The organism is Nocardia miyunensis NBRC 108239 (assembly GCF_001613065.1).
Classification (GTDB): Bacteria; Actinomycetota; Actinomycetes; order Mycobacteriales; family Mycobacteriaceae; genus Nocardia; species Nocardia miyunensis.
Genome location: NZ_BDBQ01000060.1, coordinates 1 through 21,635, shown reverse-complemented (window position 1 = coordinate 21,635; position 21,635 = coordinate 1). Strand labels below are relative to the sequence as shown.

Annotated in this window: 18 protein-coding genes and 2 pseudogenes; 8 read left to right on the top strand and 12 right to left on the bottom strand. The window is 68.2% G+C overall.

Annotated elements, in window-relative coordinates; all coding sequences use genetic code 11:
- Positions 1-109 precede the first annotated feature (109 nt).
- Entirely contained in the window at positions 110-1,825 is a 1,716-nt protein-coding gene (locus tag NM2_RS25750; protein WP_067673725.1) for a DUF3556 domain-containing protein, read from the bottom strand.
- A gap of 121 nt (positions 1,826-1,946) precedes the next feature.
- On the bottom strand, positions 1,947-2,987 hold the full coding sequence (locus NM2_RS25745) for a LysR family transcriptional regulator (RefSeq protein ID WP_245718219.1): 1,041 nt from the start codon (positions 2,985-2,987) through the stop codon (positions 1,947-1,949).
- Positions 2,988-3,288: 301 nt separating this feature from the next.
- Between NM2_RS25745 and NM2_RS25740 the strand changes: the two genes are divergently transcribed.
- Both NM2_RS25740 and NM2_RS25735 read left to right on the top strand, forming a co-directional pair.
- Positions 3,289-4,422 carry a 3-ketosteroid-9-alpha-monooxygenase, oxygenase component gene (locus NM2_RS25740; protein ID WP_067673723.1) on the top strand — a complete coding sequence of 378 codons (1,134 nt, stop codon included), beginning with the start codon at positions 3,289-3,291 and terminating at the stop codon, positions 4,420-4,422.
- Positions 4,423-4,457: 35 nt separating this feature from the next.
- Positions 4,458-4,706, top strand: coding sequence for a hypothetical protein (locus tag NM2_RS25735; protein ID WP_067673835.1), 249 nt, complete (start codon positions 4,458-4,460; stop codon positions 4,704-4,706).
- A 35-nt stretch (positions 4,707-4,741) separates the two neighbouring features.
- Here NM2_RS25735 and NM2_RS25730 read toward each other — a convergent pair whose 3' ends face one another.
- Positions 4,742-5,236 carry a DUF6508 domain-containing protein gene (locus tag NM2_RS25730; RefSeq protein ID WP_067673721.1) on the bottom strand — a complete coding sequence of 165 codons (495 nt, stop codon included), beginning with the start codon at positions 5,234-5,236 and terminating at the stop codon, positions 4,742-4,744.
- A 122-nt stretch (positions 5,237-5,358) separates the two neighbouring features.
- Positions 5,359-6,585: an FAD-dependent monooxygenase gene (locus NM2_RS25725; RefSeq protein WP_169816238.1), complete on the bottom strand. Its 1,227-nt coding sequence runs from the start codon at positions 6,583-6,585 to the stop codon at positions 5,359-5,361.
- A 39-nt stretch (positions 6,586-6,624) separates the two neighbouring features.
- On the opposite strand from NM2_RS25725, the gene NM2_RS25720 reads away from it, so the two are divergent.
- Positions 6,625-7,509: a LysR family transcriptional regulator gene (locus NM2_RS25720; RefSeq protein ID WP_067673717.1), complete on the top strand. Its 885-nt coding sequence runs from the start codon at positions 6,625-6,627 to the stop codon at positions 7,507-7,509.
- A gap of 507 nt (positions 7,510-8,016) precedes the next feature.
- On the opposite strand, the gene proS is transcribed toward NM2_RS25720, so the two are convergent.
- Entirely contained in the window at positions 8,017-9,456 is a 1,440-nt protein-coding gene (gene proS, locus NM2_RS25710) for a proline--tRNA ligase (protein WP_067673713.1), read from the bottom strand.
- A 169-nt stretch (positions 9,457-9,625) separates the two neighbouring features.
- Here proS and NM2_RS51870 point away from each other — a divergent pair.
- Positions 9,626-9,817, top strand: a pseudogene (locus NM2_RS51870) (FAD-dependent oxidoreductase); the annotation flags it as partial.
- A gap of 143 nt (positions 9,818-9,960) precedes the next feature.
- On the opposite strand, the gene NM2_RS25700 reads toward NM2_RS51870, so the two are convergent.
- A complete protein-coding gene (locus tag NM2_RS25700; RefSeq protein ID WP_067673709.1) occupies positions 9,961-12,159 on the bottom strand; it encodes a molybdopterin-dependent oxidoreductase in 2,199 nt (732 codons plus the stop codon).
- Positions 12,160-12,413: 254 nt separating this feature from the next.
- On the opposite strand from NM2_RS25700, the gene NM2_RS25695 reads away from it, so the two are divergent.
- Both NM2_RS25695 and NM2_RS25690 read left to right on the top strand, forming a co-directional pair.
- Positions 12,414-13,253 (top strand): SDR family oxidoreductase, encoded by an 840-nt coding sequence (locus tag NM2_RS25695; protein ID WP_245718218.1) that lies wholly within the window; start codon positions 12,414-12,416, stop codon positions 13,251-13,253.
- 110 nt (positions 13,254-13,363) lie between these two features.
- On the top strand, positions 13,364-14,146 hold the full coding sequence (locus NM2_RS25690) for a tyrosine-protein phosphatase (protein ID WP_067673707.1): 783 nt from the start codon (positions 13,364-13,366) through the stop codon (positions 14,144-14,146).
- A gap of 61 nt (positions 14,147-14,207) precedes the next feature.
- On the opposite strand, the pseudogene NM2_RS51865 reads toward NM2_RS25690, so the two are convergent.
- Positions 14,208-14,769 (bottom strand): annotated as a pseudogene (locus NM2_RS51865) (peroxiredoxin-like family protein).
- A 71-nt stretch (positions 14,770-14,840) separates the two neighbouring features.
- Between NM2_RS51865 and NM2_RS25675 the strand changes: the two are divergent.
- Complete coding sequence (locus NM2_RS25675; protein WP_067673695.1) at positions 14,841-15,467, top strand: TetR/AcrR family transcriptional regulator; 627 nt, start codon at positions 14,841-14,843, stop codon at positions 15,465-15,467.
- 89 nt (positions 15,468-15,556) lie between these two features.
- On the opposite strand, the gene NM2_RS25670 is transcribed toward NM2_RS25675, so the two are convergent.
- The 5 genes from NM2_RS25670 to NM2_RS25650 all read right to left on the bottom strand — a co-directional run bounded on the left by NM2_RS25670 (position 15,557) and on the right by NM2_RS25650 (position 20,732).
- A complete protein-coding gene (locus NM2_RS25670; RefSeq protein ID WP_067673692.1) occupies positions 15,557-16,699 on the bottom strand; it encodes a thiolase family protein in 1,143 nt (380 codons plus the stop codon).
- Between the two features lie 11 nt (positions 16,700-16,710).
- Positions 16,711-17,127 (bottom strand): Zn-ribbon domain-containing OB-fold protein, encoded by a 417-nt coding sequence (locus NM2_RS25665; protein WP_067673690.1) that lies wholly within the window; start codon positions 17,125-17,127, stop codon positions 16,711-16,713.
- A gap of 80 nt (positions 17,128-17,207) precedes the next feature.
- Entirely contained in the window at positions 17,208-18,122 is a 915-nt protein-coding gene (meaB, locus tag NM2_RS25660) for a methylmalonyl Co-A mutase-associated GTPase MeaB (RefSeq protein ID WP_067673688.1), read from the bottom strand.
- Positions 18,123-18,139: 17 nt separating this feature from the next.
- Positions 18,140-19,285, bottom strand: coding sequence for a thiolase family protein (locus NM2_RS25655; protein WP_067673686.1), 1,146 nt, complete (start codon positions 19,283-19,285; stop codon positions 18,140-18,142).
- Positions 19,278-20,732: a class I adenylate-forming enzyme family protein gene (locus NM2_RS25650; RefSeq protein WP_067673684.1), complete on the bottom strand. Its 1,455-nt coding sequence runs from the start codon at positions 20,730-20,732 to the stop codon at positions 19,278-19,280. The genes NM2_RS25655 and NM2_RS25650 overlap by 8 nt, the downstream gene beginning before the upstream one ends.
- A 53-nt stretch (positions 20,733-20,785) precedes the next feature.
- On the opposite strand from NM2_RS25650, the gene NM2_RS25645 reads away from it, so the two are divergent.
- On the top strand, positions 20,786-21,550 hold the full coding sequence (locus NM2_RS25645) for an SDR family NAD(P)-dependent oxidoreductase (RefSeq protein WP_067673682.1): 765 nt from the start codon (positions 20,786-20,788) through the stop codon (positions 21,548-21,550).
- The last annotated feature ends 85 nt before the right edge of the window (positions 21,551-21,635 follow it).

The window sequence follows — 21,635 nt, the reverse complement described above, 5'->3', positions numbered from 1 at the left end:
CCGCTATCCAATCGTGATCTTGCTCGCCGAGCATCCGCTCGCGCGCGTCGCCCATTGCCGCGAGTGCCTGTGCCGCAACATCTTCGGCGCATCGCCGCTCACACCGATGTCACTCGGCCACATGCACCGGCACATCATCGGCCCAAGGCTGGCGGGTCACCATATCGGCGACCCGGACGTAACCGCGCTCGAATTCGCCCGTGGCGGCGTCGACGAGACGGTACTGCTGGGTCTGCCGGTGGATGGGCTGGCCGTCGAGCAGTACGACGCGCACCTCGCCGGGGTCGAATCCGCAGCGTTCCTGCAACGCGGCGATGAGCTGTTCGCTGTGCATGTGGCCGTCACCGAAATTCCAGCCGATCGCGGTGCTGCAGATGCGCTCGCCGTCGGTGATCGTGTAGTCGTCCTCGTTGCCGTCGGCCATCGCCCGATGCGCGAGGGTGAACAGCGCCCGGCCGTGAGTGTTCATGGCGCGGAAGGCATATCCGAGATACAGCGGGATCTGCGCGCGGTCCTTGCCGTAGAACCGTTCCAGCTGCGCCTGGGGCATGCTGGCGATCGCGACGATATTCGCCCCGATCTTGGCCGAGGCCGAGGGCTTCACGCACCACAGGGTGGTGTCCCAGTTTCCCGCGTAGTACCGCATGCCCGGCAGGAAGGATATGTAGCGCGGAAACAGATTCCCCGCGACGACGATGCCCGCGATCACCAGGAAGAACACCGCCACCGGCACGGGATGCACCACGCTGCCGAGTCCGCGATCGGCGTGCGCCACGAACAGCGAGAACACGCCGAAGATCATGAAGACGTTCCATTCCAGCGGCACTCCCATCGGAATCGCGGTCAGGATCCCCAGGTGGAAGAGCACCATGACGGTGGCCGCGATCGCGGTCGGCACGCCGCCGTGGGTGAAGAACAGCACCAGCGGAACGCACAGTTCGACCGCCGTGGCGCTGTGGGCGACGATCCGCGAGGCCCGTCCCGGCCGCAGATCGTCCGGGAACTTCTCGAAGAACATCCGCTTGAGCGATCGGTGCCGGATCAGCGGATTGTTGGACATCATCGTGGAGATGACGAACGGGAAGTGCAGGTTCAGTTTCGAGACCGCCGCACCCATCCAGATCACCATGAACACGAGCTTCGCCGCGACGAGCGCATCCGAGCCGAACAGGAAGGCCAGTGTCAGCGAGCCGTAGACCTCGCCGCGCGCGGCCAGGAAGATCGCCTTGTCGCGCAGGCCGAGCACCGCCAGCAGGACCAGGATCAGCACGATCTCCCAGACCGGCAGCAACCCGACCGTGGTGCGCAGCGCGGGCATCGGGCCGGTGCCGTCGGAGAACAGCGCCACGACCGTGACCACCAGCAAGGCCGCGTACAGCACGATATCCACCGGCGTGCGGCCGGTTCCGGCGGTCAGCGGTATCCGCCGCGGCCACGGGGGCAGCCGGATGGTCCGGGGCCGCAACCAGTACAGGATGGAACCCATCGGCGGGAAGTAGCGGTTGTTCAGCGGCCCGAATCCGCAGCCGAGGCCGATCACCTCGAACAGCATCGTGTAGAGCACGACCTTCTGGAACACGATCGGTTCCGACCACCATCGGCCGACATCGAGGAATCCGTCGATCCCTTTGGTGGACAACACGATCAGCCAGCCGAACAGGATGTAGAGCAGGATCTTGCCGACATAGGCCAGATGCAGCACGACCGGCGTCCCGAACCCCACCTCCGCCCAGTGCCGCGCCATCGGCCGGATCCGCTCGCCGCGCGTGCCTTTACTCCACTCCGCCACATCGATCACCGGCAGGTCCGGTTCGAGGAACCCCATCACTCACTCCCATCCGAAATCACCCGGATCGTCGTCGTGCCCCGACCCGGGCCCCGCCACGGTGGCATGCGCGCGGTGTGCTGTCAATCATGTCCGGACATGTGTCTCGATAAGAGGGCCGTCACCTCGCGCGAGGCGGCGTCGAAGCGGCGACGGGCTCGGAGTGCGAGGACAGGAACAGTGGTCGGTCCGATTCGGGAATCCAGCAGTCCGCGCCGATATCGCCGTTGTAGTTCTCCCGGACGTGCGCGATCAGCGGCGACAGACCAGGATGCGCCGCGGCGCTCGCCCACAGCAGCGCGTGTGGATACGCGGGAGTGGGCTCGAAGATCGGCAGGCGGCGGATGTGCGGATGCCAGGGGAAGCGGTAGCCGTCCCCGGCGAAGCTCGCCAGCGTGTCCGAGGCGGCGAGACGATCCAGGACGGCCTCGAGCCCGAACGGCCCGCGCCCCTTCTCGCGATCGTCCTCGCGTTCGGGCGAGCCGCCGGGCACGCGGCCGGTGAGGATCTCGATGCCGCTGAATTCGCTCCACTCCCGGTAGTAGTCGGCCCATTCGGACGGCACCGAGGCTCCCGGAACCCAGACCGGATACGGCGCGATCTGCGATGGCGTGACCGCCGACTGCGCGGCCAGCGGATGATTGCGGCCGACCAGCAGGTGCAGCGGTTCCAGATGGGCCGGGACGGATCCGATGCCGGGCGGCAACGCGCGCGGTCCCCCGTGCGGACGCGCGAACGTCGCGTCGACGCGGCCGTTCAGCAGCGCGTCGCGGCCGGACCGGAACGCGGTGGACAGGACGATCTCGACGTCCGCCTCGGGATTGCGGTCCAGGTAGTACCGCATCGACACCGAGGCGACGTGCCGTTCTCCCTGGACGGCGACCCGCAGCGGCCGCACCTGCGCTCGCGCGGCGAGCACGGTGTCCTGCGCCACCGCGAGCAGCGCGCGGGCGTGCGGCAGCACCTTCGCGCCCGCGGCCGTCACCGCGCTGCCCGAGGCCAGCCGATCGAACAGGCTCACCCCCAGCTGAGCTTCCAGCTTCGCGACGCGCTTGGACACACCCTGCTGCGTGATGCCCAGAACCCGCGCCGCATGACCGAACTGTCCCTCGTCCACCACGGTCACGAACGCCCGCACCGCCGCCAGATCGAGATCCGTCACCACACCTCCCATACGCTGGCTGGTTGTGCATTTTAGCGAGGGCACCGCGGGCTCCGCACCCATGGGAACAACCGGCGGTTGTCGAAATGGCAACGCTCACAAGTCCTCTCGCCCGGCGCATGACGGTGCCTGCACCGCCCGGATCACGACGGTGGCACACACCGTCCGGTCAGTGAAACTCACTGGCGGGCAAGGCAGTTGGCGGTGTTATAACCGAGGTCATGCGGATCGGCCCGGATCGCGGGGCCGTACCAGCCCACTTCTTCCGCACGCACGCACGCACGCACTCCAGGAGGTTGCCATGACAACCGTGCACGACGAGGTCCGCCAGATCCAGGCCGAGGCGGCACCCGCCAGATTCGCCCGCGGCTGGCACTGCCTGGGCCTGATCCGGGACTACGCCGACGGCCAACCGCACTCCATCCAGGCGTTCGGCACCCGGCTCGTGGTCTTCCGCGGCGCGGACGGCACGCTCAACGTGCTGGACGCCTACTGTCGCCATATGGGCGGGGATCTGTCCGACGGTGAGGTCAAGGGCAACGAGATCGCCTGCCCGTTCCACGACTGGCGCTGGGGCGGCGACGGCCGCTGCAAGCAGATTCCCTACGCCCGCCGGGTGCCGCCGTTGGCCCGCACGCGCGCCTGGACCACGCTCGAACAGGACGGTCTGCTGTTCGTCTGGAACGATCCGGAGGGCAGGAAGCCACCGGCCGACATCACCATTCCGCGGATCGAGGGCGCGGGCAGCGACGAATGGACCGAATGGCACTGGTACACCACCGTCGTGAACACCAACTGCCGCGAGATCATCGACAACATCGTGGACATGGCGCACTTCTTCTACATCCACGGCTCGCTGCCGACCTACTTCCGGAACGTCTTCGAGGGGCATGTCGCGACGCAGTACTTCAACGGCGGGGCGCGTGACGATCTGCCCTCACCCGAGGGCAAACCCAAGCCGCTGGGCACCACGTCGGTCGCCGCGTACTACGGGCCCTCGTTCATGATCGACGATCTGGTCTACCACTTCGAGGGCGAGGACTATCAGACGGTTCTGCTCAACTGCCACTACCCGATCGACGCGAATTCCTTTGTGCTGCAATACGGCATCATCGTGAAGAAGTCCGAGACACTGCCCACGGACGTGGCGATGGCCACCGCGATCGCGCTGGGCGATTCGGTGAAGGCCGGATTCGAACAGGACGTCGCGATCTGGAAACGCAAGGCGCGCATCGACAATCCGCTGCTGTGCGAGGAGGACGGACCGGTCTATCAGCTGCGCCGCTGGTATCAGCAGTTCTACGTGGACGTGGACGAGGTGACCCCGGAGATGGTGGACCGCTTCGAATTCGAACTCGACACCACCCGCCCGGTCGAGGCCTGGCAGCAGCAGGTCCGGGAGAACATCGCGCGGCAGGCCGAGGCGGCTTCGTGACCGGACCAGCCGACGAGCGACTGCGCACCGCACCGATGTTGCCGGTGCGGTGCGGGCAGTGCGGGGCACAGGTATTGGCCCGAAAGAGCACCTGGGCGCAGACCAGCGTCCAGTGGAACGCCGACGCGACGGCCGCGTGCGTGGAGCGGCATGCCGCGGCGGAGTTGTCCCGAGCGACGCTACGGTATTGCACCTCGATGCGTGAATCCATCCTTACCGCAGCACAATCCGGCGATCTGCCGGTACTCGATCCGGAAGCGGGCAGGCCCGGCGACGAGTCCTGACAGGCGTGCCCGGCAACGCCGGGCACACCCCGCGCTCACGAACGCCGCAGCAGCCGCCACCGCCGCCGACGCCGCTCATCGGCACGGCCGCTGCGCGCGGGCGCCCCGGCGGGCTGCTCGCCGTGCCAGGTCCGCAGGCGTTCCAGGGCCACGGCCAGTGTGCCGTCCTCGAGCAGATGGGCGATGATGCCGGTGACGAACCGTTCCGAGTTGATCATCACGCTCAGCACCCGAATCGATTCCGCGACAGGCGCTTCCGCCAGACCCTGCCCGGCCTCGTACCGGCTCAGGCCGTCCCACTGCCGCCAGGGGAATTCGACGACCACGCCCGCGCCGTCCAGCGCGGCCAATAAGACGTTCACCTCGTCGCTGTAGCGGATGTACGGCAGCTGCCCGGAGTTGAAGATCCACTCCGAATGCGGGCCTTCGGAGGCCAGCAGTTTATCCGTCGCCGACCATAGGTCGCCCCAGCAGTCGGAAGACGCCGCACGCAGCCGAGATTCGATCGCCGCGTCATCGAGAACATCCACCAGGCTACCGTACCGCGCACCCGCACAAGCGATTCCCGGCCGCGGTGAGCATTCCGACGGCTAATTCGGATAACACGTGGCCCGGGACTCGGCAACCGATCGTCGCCCCGGGCGGCAACGCCTCACTTCCGCGAACCACTTGCGCCCGTCGGGAATTCGGCGGCCACCGGACGAACCGTACGGTCTGGATTCTCGCGTCCCGGGGCGGTGGTCAGCATCCAGTGGCTGAACGCCGCGTACCGCTGCGCGAATTCCCCGGCGTCGGCGGCGAATTCGACCTCGGTCGAGAATGCGCGAACCTGCGCGAACCGTTCGCTGCGGCGGTGCTCGTATTCGCTCAGCGCGCTCGCGAGATCCCCGTCGGCGGACAAACAGGCGCACAGCACACCCACGTCCTCCACGCCGAGCGTGCCTCCGGCGGAGATGTGCGGCGAAAGCCCGTGCGCCGCATCGCCGATCAGCACCACGTGCGCGGCGGTCCAGTGCGACAGCTCCGGGACGAGCAGGATCGGATTCTCCAGGATCGCCTCCTCGGGCGTGGCCTCGATCATCCGCAGCAGTTCGTCGTGCCAGCCGTCCTCGGCGAGGTTGTGCGCCCGCGCCAACGCTCGTTCCCGCGGGGTACCGTGCAGCTCGCCGACCTCGAACTGGTTGACCATCCACATGGTTCGATCTCCCAACAGCCGGGAGTACCCGCCGCGCGTGCGGTCGCGACCGACCGTCAGAACCGTTCCCTCCGGACGTTCGTGGCCCGCGGGAACCACTGCGCGCCAAGCGTAGTGGCCCGGATGCGGCCGCGCGGCACTGTCGGGCACGAGTGCGGCCCGCACCTTGGAGTGCACACCGTCCGCACCCACGAGCAGATCCGCCGCCATGCTCCGCCCGGATTCGAGCAGCACGCGCACTCCCTCGCCGGTATCGGTGAATCCGGTGACCCGATCGCCCAGCAGAATGCGCTGCCGCCCGATCGCATCGGCCAGCAGGACGTTCAGTTCCGGCCGCGGCACCAGCAGGAACCGGTGCTCGTAATCGCCGTATCCCGCGGCTCGCACCGCACGACCGGCCGCATCGAAGAACCAGGCGTCGATCTCGTGCCCCACCGACCGCACGGCCGCGCCGATACCGATTCGATCGAATTCGCGAAGTGCGTTCTCCCACAGCCCGATTCCCGCACCTGCGGCGCGAATCTCCGATGCCTGCTCCACGACGGTCACCTCGTGACCCAGCCGTCCGAGCGCGGCCGCCGCCGTCAGCCCGACCAGTCCGCCGCCCGCCACAACCACTCGCATGATCTGTCCCCTTGCCGATATCCGCTGGTATCGAACTCGATTCAACGACCGGGCAGACATGATTGCAAATGCATGCTTCTTATACTTACCATGCGTGGCATGCATGTTGATCTGAACCTGCTCACCGCGCTGGACGTCCTACTGGCCGAGCGGAGCGTCGGCGCGGCGGCGGATCGCATGCATCTGTCCCAACCCGCCATGAGCCGCACGCTCGCCCGGCTGCGTCGCGTGACCGGCGATCCGATCCTGGTCCGCTCTGGCCGGTCCATGCTCCCGACGCCCTATGCCGAGCAGATCCGCGACGAGTTGCGCACTCTCGTCGAGCAGGCGCACGCGATCCTCACCCCGCCAACGGATTTCGATGCCGCGACGGTCCAGCGCACGTTCACCGTCCAGTGCAACGACGTGCTGGCCAATGCGATGGCCGCGGACCTGCTCACCCGCATCCGCCGGGACGCACCCGGCGTCCGGATACGGATCCTCGGCGAATCCGGCGGCACCTCGGACGAATTGCGGGAGGGCCGAATCGACGCGCGCCTCACCGCCGACGAACCCGACGAACCGGATCTGCGCGCCCGAGTCGTCGCCACCGACCACCTCGCCCTGATCCGTAGCGACACCGGCACACCCGCCACCCTCGCGGAATTCGCGGCGATCGATCACGTCGTGGTGTCCCGGCGCGGCCGATTGCGCGACCCGATCGACGACATTCTGGAGAAACATCAATTATCCAGGCGCGTAGTGCTTTCCGTCCCCACGATCGACGTCGCGCTGCGCGCGGTCGCCGCCGGCGACCTCGCCACGGTCGCCCCGGCCTCGTTCGCCCGCCGCGCCGCACACCCCGGCCTGTCCGTCCACCCGCTCCCCTTCCCTCTCCCCTTGATCCGCGCCGTGCTGTCCTGGCACGCCCGCGTCGACACCGACCCGGCCCACCACTGGTTGCGCGAGATGATCGCCACCTCCGCGACCGCCTCGATCGGCTAGGAAAGGTCGGCCTGAATTCGCTTGCCGCGCAGCTGAATCCCGATTGTGGACTGTCCGCCACGCGGGTCATGCACCACATGGTGCGCACGGCGCACGCGCCGGTAACGGCGGCCGCATAGGCGCCGGGCTGATCGATCCTTCCGCGCTCACCGCTGCACTCCCCGCCTCGCCCGACGCCGCACAGGTCCCGCATCGACACGTACGACCGAGCACACCGCGCTCCGCGATCGATCGAGCCGCACCTGCCGATCGGTGACGATCATCGGCGATCCGGTCTCGCCGATGTGGTCCGAATCGCGGAATCCGCTGCGCCGCCTCGTGAACCGACCGACGTGGATGAATTCATCCGGCTTTCGGCATGAACCGTCATCCACCTCGGATGCGACCAACCGGCGATCCATTTCGCCGAGGCAGCACAGATCGCTTGCCCTGCATATTGTCTCGCAGATCAGGACCTTCTTCTTCGCGGACAGCTGCCCGGCCCCGATACGCGGGGCCGGGCACGAATCAGTATGCCCGGCCGAAGATGACCCGTTTCCCGTACGCCGACGGCGCATCGCAACGCACGCAGTTGCCGGTCGCGGGTTCGCCGTCGGCCGGGATGCAGCGCGGGGTGGCGGCGGTGACGGATTTGATCTGCTCCTCGCAGTCACGAGTGCCGCAGTGCAGCGCCACCGCCCAGCCGGTGGAGACCGCGTCGGTGAATTCCTCCCAGGCGTCGACCATTCGGGTGTGCTCGTCGCGGAATGCGGTGGCGCGGGCCAGCAGATAGGACTGGAATTCCTCGAGGATCGCAGGCAGCTCCCGAGGCAGGACATCCAGGGGAACCGGCTGTTTCCCTTCTCCGCCAAGACGTTTCACCATCATCGCGGTGCCGTTCGCCAGATCGCGCGGGCCGAGTTCGAGGCGGATCGGCACACCGCGCATCTCCCACTCGTTGTACTTGAATCCCGGGGTGAGCTGCGGGCGGGCGTCGACGTGGACGCGCACGCCCGCCTCGCGCAGCGCACCGGCCAGCCGTTCGGCGGCCTCGCCGACCTCGGCGTCCCCGCCCCGGCTGATCGGGACGATCACCACCTGGTACGGCGCGAGACGCGGCGGGAACACCAACCCCTTGTCGTCGCCGTGCGTCATCACGATGCCGCCGACCATGCGGGTGCTCATCCCCCAGGATGTGGTGTGGCAGAGCTCTTCTCGCCCCTGTTCGCCGGTGTAGCGGATGCCGAACGCGGTGGCGAAGTTCGTGCCCATGTAATGCGACGTTCCGGCCTGCAGGGCGCGGCCGTCGCGCATCATTCCCTCGATGGTGTATGTCGCGACCGCACCGGCGAACCGCTCCCCCGGCGTCTTCTCCCCGGGCACCACCGGCATCGCGGCCAGATCCCGGGCGACCTCGTGATAGATGTCGAGTGCGAGCATGGTCTCACGCAGCGCGTCCTCGCGATCCAGATGCGCGGTGTGGCCCTCCTGCCACAGGAATTCGGTGGTGCGCAGGAACATTCGCGGCCGCATCTCCCACCGCACCACATTGGACCACTGGTTCAGCAGCAGCGGCAGATCCCGGTGCGAGCCGATCCACTTGGCCATCATCTCGCCGATGATGGTCTCCGAGGTCGGCCGCACCACCAGTGGCTCCTCGAGTTCCTTGCCGCCCGCGTGCGTGACGATCGCCAGCTCCGGGGAGAACCCCTCGACATGTTCGGCCTCGCGACTGAGGTAACTCTGCGGAATCAACAGGGGGAAATAGGCATTCTCGTGACCGGTGTCCTTGATCCGCCGGTCCAGCTCGCCCTGTAGCTGCTCCCACAACCGGTAGCCATACGGTCGGATGACCATGGTGCCCTTCGCCGGGCCTCGATCCACGAGACCTGCCTTGAAGACCACCTCGTTGTACCAGGCGGCGAAGTCCTCACTCTGTGCGGTCACACCACGTTCATCCCGTGCCATGGTCGCTCAGGCTACCGGCCACGATCCCGATCTCCGCCATCAGCGTGTCCTCGGACGTGCCGAGGCGCCGGGCGGGGATCGCGATGCGCCGTCTGCGCGGATTCATCATCCCGCACCAGCGAGATTGGTCATCGCCGACATACCCGGTCGCAGCAGTGAAACATCAAACGTGGTCGTGGGCGGCGGGCTGGCCGGGCCGGCCTCCACGGTGTGGCTCGCCGAGGCCGGACATCGGGTGACACTGCTCGAGCGACGAGCCCGGCTCGGCGGGCGCACCCAGGCGCTGTGCGTTCCCGAGGTCGACGACCTGCCCGACAACGGCCAGCACGTCGTGGCCACCGGATACGAGCACCTGTTCCGTTTGAGAGCGCGGCCCAGAGCGCCGCTAAAGCTGTTGCGGCGCTGATGAAATAGCCATCGCCGACTGCGGGCCCAGCACGCCGCTTCTCGCCGTCGGCGTGCTCTCGCTCTCGACGTCGGAACCGATCGACTCGTGCGGAATCTTCAAGCGGTCGGGGTCGGGACGTCCTCGGCGACGGTGAACGTTTCATTCTGCCCGGCGGGTGCGCTGGTGATACTGACCCAGGTGTTGTTCACCGCCGCGGTGCCGGAGATCGGATCGACGAGTGCCGGATCGTGCAGCAGATTCACATTCGATCCCGGCAGCGACGCCGCCAGCCGCCAGCCGACACCGGGTTCGCGGTGACCCCAACCGTGCGGAACCGCGACCGCTCCCCGGCGGATCTCGTCGCTGACCTCGAGCGTCACCACGATCGAGCCGGTGCGTGAGGTGACGGCCACCTGTTCGCCATGGGTGAGCCCGCGTTCGGCGGCGTCGACGGGATGCATCAGCGCGGTGCAACGGTCACGGCCCTTCACCATCGCCGGGACGTTGTGCAGCCAGGAGTTGTTGCTGCGCAGGTGACGTCGTCCGATCAGGCGCAGATCGTAACCGTCCGCCGCGGCGTCCCGATCGCCTTCCAGCAGGGCGCGAGCCGCGGTGAGGAAATCCGGCGGGGCGAGGTGCACCCGCCGATCCCGCGTGGCGATGATCGATTCCAGGCGCGGACGCAACGGTCCCAGGTCCGCCCCGCCGGGCATCGCGCGCACCTTGGCGACCGTGAGTCCCTTGCGTCCCCGCCGCAGCACGCCGTACGGGCCCACGGCGATCGCGGCCGCGGCGAGGCGAATCGGGTTGAGCCGGGCGAACATTCGGTCCACGACCGGCGCGGTGAACCGTCGCGCGGGTAGCGGCAGCACCTCGGTGATCATCCGCGCCATGATCTCCCAGTCCTCCATGCCCCCGGCCGGAGGTTCGAAGACCGCGGCGTCGTACCGCAGGTTGTTGCGCACACTGAACACCGGGAACAGCAGATTCACATCGGATCGCTCGAGCGGCGAGACCGGCGGCAGGATGATGTCCGCGTGCCGGGTGGTCTCGGTGACGTACATGTCAACGGCCACATAGAAATCCAGCGAATCCAGCGCCTCACCCAGCATTCCGCGCTGTGGCGTGGACAGCACCGGATTCCCGGCGTAGGTGATCATCGCCCGGATCTGCCCGTCGCCCTCGGTGAGGATCTCCTCGGCCAGCGCCGCGACCGGCAGTTCGGTGCGGAACGACTTGTACCGGCCCGAGCGATCGGTCCACGCGCCGTGCTTCACCCGCAGGCATTTCGCGTACGGAGCCGCATCTGCGGGTGGGGTCGCGAACATCTGCCCGCCGGGCCGGTCCAGATTCCCGGTCACCGCGTTGATCGTGTTCACCAGCCAGTGCGTGAGCGTGCCGGTCACCTGCTGGCACACCCCGATTCGCGCGTAGATCAGCGCGGAAGGCGCGGCGGCGTGCTCGCGGGCCAGCCGGCGGATCATGTCCGCGTCGACGCCCGCACGCGATGCGACAGTGTCCGGATCACAGTGCGCCGCAAGGGTGCTCAGTTCGTCCCAGCCGGTACACCGCGCGCGCACGGCGTCGGTGTCACAGAGGTTCTCCGCGATCAGCACGTGCAGCATGCCCAGCAGCAGGTACACGTCCCCGCCCGGAACCACCGCCACGTGCTCATCGGCCAGCCGCGCCGTCTCGGTGCGTCGCGGATCTATCACCACCACCTTCCCGCCGCGCTGCCGCACATCCTTGATGCGCTGCCGGGCGTTGGGCATGGTGGTGACCGATCCGTTGGACACCGCCGGATTCGCGCCCAGGATCACCACCCGATCGGTGCGGTCGATATCGGCGACCGGCATGAGCACATTGGAGCCGAACATCCGCCAGGCCGCGAACTCCTGGGGGAACTGGTCGATCGATGACGCGGAATAGAAGTTCCGCGTCATCAGCGCGATCCGCAGCAGAATCCCGTACAGCCCCGAAGTACTGTGTGCCGCAGGGTTTCCCAGATACATCCCGATCGCGCTCGCCCCGTGCGCGCGGCGGATCGAGCGCAGCCGCCGACCGATCTCGGCGAACGCCTCGTCCCAGCCGATCGGCTCGAATCGATCGCCGACCCGCCGCACCGGCGTGCGCAGGCGGTCCGGATCATGATGCAGCCCGCCCATGGCCGTCGCCTTGGGGCAGATATACCCGTGGGACAGGACGTCGTCCGGATTGCCCTCGATCCGGGAAACGCGGTCGCCCTCGACGGTGACCAGGATCCCGCAGTGCGCCTCGCAGAGGCTGCACTGCCGTGCGACGGTGCGAGTATCCATGTCTATTCCTCTCGAGCAGGACTCGCCCCGAGCCTACCGGCCGTATCGTGAGCCGATACGGCCATTCGGCCGATCGGGTGTGCGGGTTGTCCGGTAATCGTTCGGATCCGGTCGCCGGGTGCGCTGCCGATATCCGCGCACCGCCCCGGGCCGGCTGCTCGGATCGACCCGACCGTCGGCGTACCGGCCGTGGCGTCGCCCGGTGGGACGAGCAGCGGCGAATGTGGCAGGCGGACAATCATTTCCGTCTCCGGTTGCGAGTCACTGCCGCGAGCGACCGCAGCACCGGCGGGTACGAGCGCAAGTGCGGACATCGCCGCTGTGCGCTGGCCGGGGTGTCCGGCCGCGGGTGCGCGGCGACTAGCCTGAAGATCGAATCGGCGGTACTCGCGCACCATTCGGACGAGGAGGGCATAGCGATGAAGGTGTTCCAGATCGGCGCCGCCGGGGGTGTAGGGCGGCCCCTGGCCGCACTGCTGCACGCGCGCGGCGACCAGGTGACCGGTATGCATCGCCGTCCCGAACAGGCCGACGTGATCGCCGCGACGGGCGCGACCCCGCTCACCGGCGATCTGATCGCCGACGGCGTCGACGAACTCGCCGAGAAGTTCCGCGGGCACGATGCGGTGGTGTTCTCCGCGGGCGCGCACGGCACCGGCCAGGACCAGACCACCGCGATCGACGGCACCGGACTGGAGAAGGCCGCCGAGGCCGCCCGCCGCGCCGGGGTATCGCGATTCGTCCTGGTCTCGGTTTTTCCCGACGCCGGGCGCGGCAGGACGCTCAGCGAGGGCTTCGAGCACTACATGCGGGTGAAGAAGACCGCCGACGTGTACCTCACCCACACCGATCTGGACTGGCTCATCGTGCGCCCGGGAACCCTGCGCGACGAACCCGGAAATGGTTGCGTCACAGCCGGTCTCGCGATCGAATACGGCGACGTCCACCGGGACGGCGTGGCCGCGTTCATCGATGCGGCGCTGCACAGCCCGGCCCTGAACCGCGTCATCGTCGAACTCACCGACGGCCCCACCTTGGCAGCGGATGCCGTGGCCGCTCTGATCGCTTCCACCGGACCCCGACCGGCATCATGAACCGACTGGTCACGGACACGAGCCCCGCACGGGTGACCGGGTTTTCGCGGGACCGGCCGCTGAACGGAAGTCGGTCGGCGCGGGCGACCCGACCCGGCTAACGTGACGGTATGAGCCTGATCGAACTGCAGGGCGCGGTCAACGTCCGGGATCTCGGCGGATTCGTCACCGCCGAGGGCCGGACGCTGGCCGCCGGACGACTGTTCCGCGCCGACGCGCTGCACAAACTCACCGACGGCGACGTGGACGTCCTGGCCGGGCTCGGCCTGCGCACCGTGATCGATTTCCGCAGTCAGCGGGAGATCACCGGGGCGGGCCCGGATCGCCTGCCACCCGGCGTCGAACGGTTCGAACTGCCGATCGCCGGCGGGAACATCGGCGCGACGCTGGGCGCGGTCGCCGTCGACGCGGCCGATGCCAAACCGGATCTCGGCGGCGGCCGGGCCGCGGAGATCATGCGCTCGATCAATCGGCAGTTCGTCACCGAGCCGGACTATCGTGCCGCCTTCTCCCGCACCCTGCACCTGATCGCCGATCCGAATCGGGACCCACTGATGTTCCATTGCAGCGCGGGTAAGGACCGCACCGGCTGGATGGCCGCGATCGTGCTGACCGCCCTCGGCGTCCCACGCGATGAGGTCATGGCCGACTACCTCGCCACCAACAACTACGTCTGGCCCTCCTACCAGGCATGGCTCACCCGAGCCGCCGAATCCGGTGAGGTCGAGGACCCCGCCGCCATGCGCGAACTCCTCTACCAGGACCCCTCCTACATCGACTCGGCCTTCACCGCCGTCGAGTCCACCTACGAGACGTTCGACCGATTCCTCACCGACGGTTTGAATTTCGGCCCCGCCGACCTCGAGCGCTTGCGCGACACGCTACTCGAATAGGCCACCGCCCCTCCGAACGACCATGTACCGCAGCGGATTCCAGGAGGCGGCAACCGCGGCGTCACCGTCCTGCTCGTGTCGCACGGCCGGCATGGGCCAGAAGTTCGTCCACCGACCACTGATCGTCGATGTGCACTCCGCGCTTCGCCGCGAGCACTGCGCCATCGGGTGCGATCAGGAAATCGGCTGGCAGGCCGATTCGGCCGCCTTCGGGATGTGACGGTGGCGGCGGCTTCTCGTGGCGACGTATCGCCCGCAGCTCGCGAACGACGCCGCGCGCGATCGCGGGCCAGCCGCGAGGATCGAGCAGGGCTCGATAGCCGGACTCGACCCCGAACTCGCGATACAGCGCGCGAGCGATCGGCGATCAGATCGAGCGGAATCCCGGCGGTCTGTTCGCGCAATTCCGCTGCACCGGAATGGAATACCACCACCTCGTGTATCCCGGCGGCGGCGATCTCGTCGCGGCGCAGCACGATCGAGCGCAGATGCAGACTGCACACCGGACATCCGGCGAACCGGCGGAACTGCAGATGGACCAAGCGGTCCGGATCGGGGACGGAAACCTCGGTCCCGGCAATGGTTGTCAGTGTCCGGGCGGGCACCGATGACGACAGCGGCATGGCAACTCCCTTCGTAGGCGTACGTGATACGCCTACGTCCAGTATGCGCGTATCCCGTACGCTGTCAATCCGTGCCCCGTCCCCGCTCACTGACGACCGACGATCTCGCCACCGCCGCCCTGGCGGTGATCGATCGTGCCGGTCTGCCCGCGCTGACCATGCGGGCGGTGGCCCAGGAGCTGCGGATGGCGACGATGGCGCTGTATCGCTACGTCTCGGACCGCGACGAGCTCGAAATCCTTGTCGCCAACCGCATTCTGGACCCCGTCGACGTCTCGCTGCCGCCGGACGCGGACTGGCGCGAGCGCGTCGAAACCCTGCTCGACCGCCTCCGCGCGGCCGCCTCGGCACATCCGGCCGCGATCCCCCTGACCCTGCGTCACCGCCAGTCCGCACCCGCGAGCCTGCGCTGGATCGAGGCCATGCTCACCGTGCTGACCGAGGCCGGATTCACCGGTTCCGAGCGAGTCATCGCCCAGCGCACGATCGTCGGCTTCCTGCTCGGCTACCTCCAGAACGCGCACTACGCCTCGCTCATCGGCCCCGGAACCGCCCGCCTGGCCCAGGCCCCCGCCGAAGAATTCCCCCTGCTCGCCGAAACCGCCGCCCAAGCGAGCACCATGTCCCCCGACGACGAATTCCGCGGCGGCACAGCCTTACTCCTCGAAGGTTTGACTGCCCGGCTCGAGCAGCGCTAGGGGCGTCCCGCTGGGACAGAACCGTTTCCGGGAAAGACGCCCGAGTGGGGAGCGACGTGTCGCTCCCCACTCGGGCGGTTCGAACGAGACTACAGGCTCAGGACCGTGGCGGCGGCCGTGCCGGGAGCGCCGTAGACCTGGGCGTAGCCGACGCGGGGGTTGCCGGGGACCTGGCGGTCGCCCGCTGTGCCGCGCAGTTGCTGGACCAGTTCGTAGACCTGGCGGATGCCGGAGGCTCCGATCGGTTCGCCGTTGGCGATGAGACCGCCGTCGGTGTTGATCGGCAGACGGCCACCGATCTCCGTCGCCCCCTCGGCCAGGAGCTTCTCCTGATCGCCGTCGGCGCAGAATCCGTTCTCCGCCATATGGATCAGCTCCGCACCTGCGTCGGTGTCCTGCAACTGGACGACGTCCACGTCCTCGGGACCGATGCCGGCGGCTTCGAAGGCCGCCCGGGAGGCGTAGACCGTCGGCGCGACGTCCTCATCGACGGCCGCCCAGGTGCTGTGCACCTCGTACGCGCCGTAACGTCGCGTACGAATCGCGGTGGAGCGCAAGTAGACCGGGTTCGAGGTGTACTTCTGCGCCAGATCACCACGGCACATGATCACCGCGGCCGCGCCCTCGTCGGGCGCGCAGAACATGTACTGGGTGAGCGGGTAGTTCAGCATCGTCGAGTTCAGAATCTCGTCCTCCGGGATCGGCTTGCGCCGGAAGGCATTCGGATTCAACGCGCCGTTGCGGAAGTTCTTCGCGGCGATCTTGGCCAGGGTGCGCTGCGAGATGCCGTGATCCTGGATGTACCGATTGGCCTTGATACCGAAGAACTGGGTGGTGACGAACTGCCCGTTCTCCGCGTACCAGCCCGGCAGTCCGAGCTTGGCCGGATCATCGGTGAAGGCGCCGCGCGGATGTTTGTCCATGCCGACCGCGATGCCGATGTCGTAGCGTCCCGACCGGATCGCCTCGGCGGTCTGCTCGATCGAACTCGCCGCTGTGGCACAGGCATTGAACACATTGGTGAACGGAATACCGGTCAGCCCGACCAGGCGGGTGACCGCGTCCGGATTGCTCACCTCGTAACTTCCGCCGAAGCCGAATTGGATGTCCTTCCATTCGGCGCCCGCGTCGGTGAGTGCGAGCTGGATCGCGTCGGCCCCCATTTCGATGGCCGACTTGGCGAACCGGCCGAACGGGTGCAGGCCGACGCCGATGATGGCAACGTCGTTCATGTCAGGCTCCTTCAGGCCGGTTGGAATGCGATGGTCACGACCTCTTCGCCGCTCTCGTCGACGTAGAGCGGGACGAAGGTCAGTTCGAGCTCCATACCGGGCTTCAATGCGTCCGGATCCGCCGTGGTCAGCCGGGATTCCACACGAACCAGATCACCCAGTTGCACCAGGCCGACGCCGAACGGCTCGAAGGTGTCGGCGGTCTCCTTGCCCGCATAGGGCAGTTTCGGGACGAATCCCTGTGTCGTCCAAGCGATCAGCGTGCCGCGGGTGGGCAGCGGCACCTCGGACATGTCCGGTCCGCTGCATCGCGGGCAGCGACCCTGCTTGGGCCACGTCACCGCACTGCACGCACCGCACTGGGCGCCGATGAGCTGTGGATTGTCCGCGGGCCAGTTGGATGCTTCGGGCGCGAGCGCCTTGGCCATGTGCCGTCCTCCGTCTGTCGTTCATCCGCGCCGCGGGCCTGTGGATCACCTGTTCGACCGCACGGATGGAAATATAGTTCTCATTTAATGTATACGTCATTTCCGTTGGTGTGAACATCCGGACGGTCTCGGGGAGCGAGCAGGCGATCCGCAGCGGAATACACATCGCACGTACCAGCCGCGACCTCGGCCGCAAGCCGATCCAGTGCCGCATCACCGCGCAACCGGCTCTGCGCTAGCGACAGGATCTGTGCCCGCGCGCGGGCACTGCGACGTTCGCCGGTATCCGCGCGATGATGGGCGTCGATCGCCTCGGCCAGCTCCGCGATGCCGGTGTTCCGCGCCGCGACCGCGGTGAGGATCGGCACCGAGACCTCCTGACGCAGATCGCGCACGGTCTGCTTCGCGCCGTCGCGGTCGGCCTTGTTCACCACGAGGATGTCCGCGACCTCGAGCAGCCCGGCCTTGGCGGCCTGAACCGCGTCTCCCGCACCGGGATTCAGGATCACCAGGGTCGGATCGGCGACCGCGGCGATCTCGATCTCGGACTGCCCGACCCCGACCGTCTCCAGCAGGATCAGCCCGTACCCCAGCGCGCCCAGCAGCGCGATGGCCGCGGGCACCGCCGCGGCCAGCCCGCCCAGATGCCCTCGGGTCGCCACCGAACGGATCAGCACACCCGGATCGTCGATGTGCTGCGCCATGCGAATCCGATCCCCCAGCAGCGCGCCGCCGCTGTACGGCGAGGAGGGATCCACGGCGAGCACCGCGACCCGCAACCCGCGCTCGCGATAGGTCGCGACCAGCGCGGCGATCGTGGTCGACTTGCCGGCGCCGGGCGGACCGGTCACCCCCACCACCCGCACCGGCGCGCACTCCCCCAGATGCGCGAGAACCTCTGCCCGCCGGTCGCTTTCGACCAGACTCAGCAGCCGCCCCGCGGCCCGCACCGATCCCGTGCGGGCCGCATCGATCAACTCGGCAACCGTCTGCATACGCTACCGCCGCGCCCTCACGGCGCGGGTACCTCGATCACCGTCGCCGAACCCATACCGCCGCCCGCGCACATCGCGGCGATGCCGAATCCGCCACCGCGGCGGCGCAATTCGTGCACCAGCGTGACGATCATCCGAGCGCCCGAGGCGGCCACCGGATGCCCCAGCGAGCAGCCGCTGCCACTGAAGTTCACCGTGTCCGGATCCAGGTCCAGCGCGCGGATCGCCGCGACCGGCACCGAGGCGAACGCCTCGTTGATCTCGAACAGCTTCACCTCCGACAACGAAATACGCGCCTTGGCAACGGCTTTCGTGATCGCCTCGATCGGGGACAGACCGGTGACGGCCGGATCCACGCCGACCGACGCCCAGGACCGGATGATGCCAAGGGCGGGCAGCCCGAGGCTGTCGCTGGCCACCGCGAGCGCGGCGGCGCCGTCGTTGGACCCCGAGGCGTTGCCCGCGGTGATGCTGAAGCCCTCGATCTCCGGGTGCAGCACCTTCAGCCCGCCGAGTTTCTCCAGGCTGGTGTCCCGGCGCGGATGCTCATCCACCTCGAACAGCCCGTGCGGGGTCTGGATCGGAACGATCTCCTCCTTGAACCGTCCCTCATCGATCGCCGCGATCGCGTTGCGGTGCGAGCGCAGCGCCCATTCGTCCATATCCGCCCGCGTCAGCCCCGCCTTGACCGCCGCGTTCCAGCCGACGGTGATCGACATGTCCATGGCCGGGGCATCGGGCCGGTCCGGATGCGAGGGCGCGACCCACGGGTCGACCCACTCGTCCTCGCCGACCCTCCAACGTGCCCGCGGCGCAGTGGATTCGGAGTTCACGCCGCCGGCGATGACCAGATCGTTCATCCCGGCCCGGATGCCCGCGGCGGCGGTCTGCACCGCCGACATCCCGGCCGCGCAGTGCCGGTTCAGCGCCAGGCCCGAGGCCGGGGTCAGCCCGGCGGTGATCGCCGCGTGCCGGGCGATCACACCGCCGCCGTAGCGGCCCTCGCCGAGGATGACGTCCTCGACCCGGCTCGCCTCGACCTCACCGGCGACGGCGGACACCACGTGGTTGGCGAGGTCGAATGCGTTGGTATCGCGCAGGGTGCCTTTGCGCGCGGTCCCGATCGGGGCGCGCAGCGCGGACACGATGACGGCTTCAGGCATGGGTGTTCTCCAATTCGGCGACCAGGGTGCGGCGCACCAGTTTTCCGGTTTCTGTCTTGGGCAGTTCGGGCCGGAACACGATGGTGTCCGGGGTCTTCGACGAGCGCAGCCGCGAGCGCACCCATCCCTTGATCTCCTCGGGGTCGCCTTCGCCGACCAGCACGGCCACCAGGCGCTGACCCCATTCCGGATCGGGCACGCCGACCACCGCGGCCTCGCGGATGCCCGGATGATCCAGCAGAACGTCCTCGATCTCGGCGGGCGCGATGTTCTCCCCGCCGCGGATGATGGTGTCATCGGCGCGGCCCTCGATGAACAGATAGCCCTCGGCGTCCAGCCGGCCCAGATCGCGGGTCGGGAACCAGCCCTCGGCGTCCAGGGCGCTGCGCCCGCCGTACTCCCCCGAGATCTGCTCGCCCCGCACGAACACCAGGCCGGATTCCCCTGCCGGAACGGGATCGCCTGTCTCGCTTCGGATCTCGATCTCGATACCGGGCAGTGCGCGCCCGACCGAGCCGAGCCGGTCCCGCACGGCCGGATCCTGCGAGGCGAATGCCTCGCGGTGATCCTCCGGGCCCAGGACCGCCACCGAGGAGGCGGTTTCGGTGAGTCCGTAGGCGTTGACGAATCCGGTGTCGGGGAACACCTTCAGCGCACGCTCGAGCACGGGACGCGGTGTGCGCGAACCGCCGTAGGCCAGGCTGGCCAGTCCGGGCGTGGCCGCGTCGTCGCCGTCGACGGCCGCGACGATGCGGGCGAGCATGGTGGGCACCAGCATCGCGTGGGTGATCTTCTCGTCGCGGACCGTGTCCAGCCACCGCCCGGCGTCGAAGGCGGGCAGATACACCACTCGGCGACCGGAATACAGATTGGACAGCAGATTCGTCAGTCCCGCGATGTGATACGGCGGCACCGACACCAGGGATGCGTGACCGGGTTCGGCGCCGCCGAATTCCATCGTGTTGAACAGGTAGGCCATCAGGTGCCGGTGGCGCAGCAGTGCCGCCTTCGGCTCGGAAGTGGTCCCGCTGGTGTAGATGATCGCCGCGACGGCGTTCTCGTCCCACGGCACCTCGGCGTCGGATTCCTCGGCCGGGGGCTCACCTTCGGCGAGTGCGTCCAGATCCTCCTGGCGCAGGATCAGCGCGCCAGGATGTTTGGCCAGCAGCGCCGCGAGCTGCTCCTCGCCGAGGCGATAGTTGAGCGGGACGAACGGCACCCCGGCCAGGGCCGCGCCGAACAGGGCGATCGGGTAGGCCAGGTGGCTGGAGCCCAGGTAGAGCACCGCGGGTTTGTCCCGGACCCGATCGGCGAGTCGCCGGGCGTAGGCACGCAGTTCCTGCGCGCCCAGGGAGCGGTCCCCGACCGTGATCACCGGCCGGGGCCCCGGTTCTGTGGCTTCGGTCTCGGCCGAGACGGCCATGTCTAGGATCATGCTGATGTTCATGAGAACATTATTCTCTCAGTCAGAGAGTAGTGATTTCAAGAGAGGGTAACGACATGCAGATCAGTGGAAGCTCGGCGATCGTGGTCGGCGGCACCGGCGGCCTGGGTGAGGCGACCGTCCGGCGGTTACACGCAGCCGGAGCGAAAGTCGTCGTGGCCGATGTCGCCGACGACAAGGGCAAGGAGCTGGCCACCGAGCTCGGCATCCGTTACGTGCACACCGACGCCACCGACGAGGATTCGGTTCTGGCGGCCATCGCCGAAGCGGAATCGCTTGGACCGCTTCGCATTTCGGTCGACACCCACGGCGGCCCGGCCGCCGGCGGACGGCTGGTCGGCAAGGACGGCTCGCCGCTGGCGCTGGACGGATTCCGCACCACCATCGAGTTCTATCTGACCGCGGTGTTCAACATCCTGCGCCTGTCCGCGGCGGCGATCGCAAAGAGCGAACCGCTCGAGGAGGGCGGCCGCGGTGTGATCGTGAACACTGCCTCGATCGCCGCCTACGAGGGCCAGATCGGGCAGTTGCCGTATTCCGCGGCCAAGGGCGGTGTGCTGGGTATGACCCTGGTGGCCGCGCGCGACCTGTCGCCGCTGGGCATCCGGGTGGTGACCATCGCGCCGGGCACGGTCAACACGCCCGCCTACGGCAAGGCGGCCGATCAGCTCGAGCAGTACTGGGGCCCGCAGGTGCCCTTCCCCAAGCGCATGGGCCGTTCCACCGAATACGCCCAGCTGGCGCAGTCGATCATCGAGAACGACTACCTCAACGGGGAGACCATCCGGCTCGACGGCGCGCTGCGCTTCCCGCCGAAGTGAGCGTCGGCGAATCCGGCACCCGAGGCCCCGGCGACGGCCGGGGCCCGGGCGGGCCGCTCGCGGGCAAGGTGGCCTTCGTCGCGGG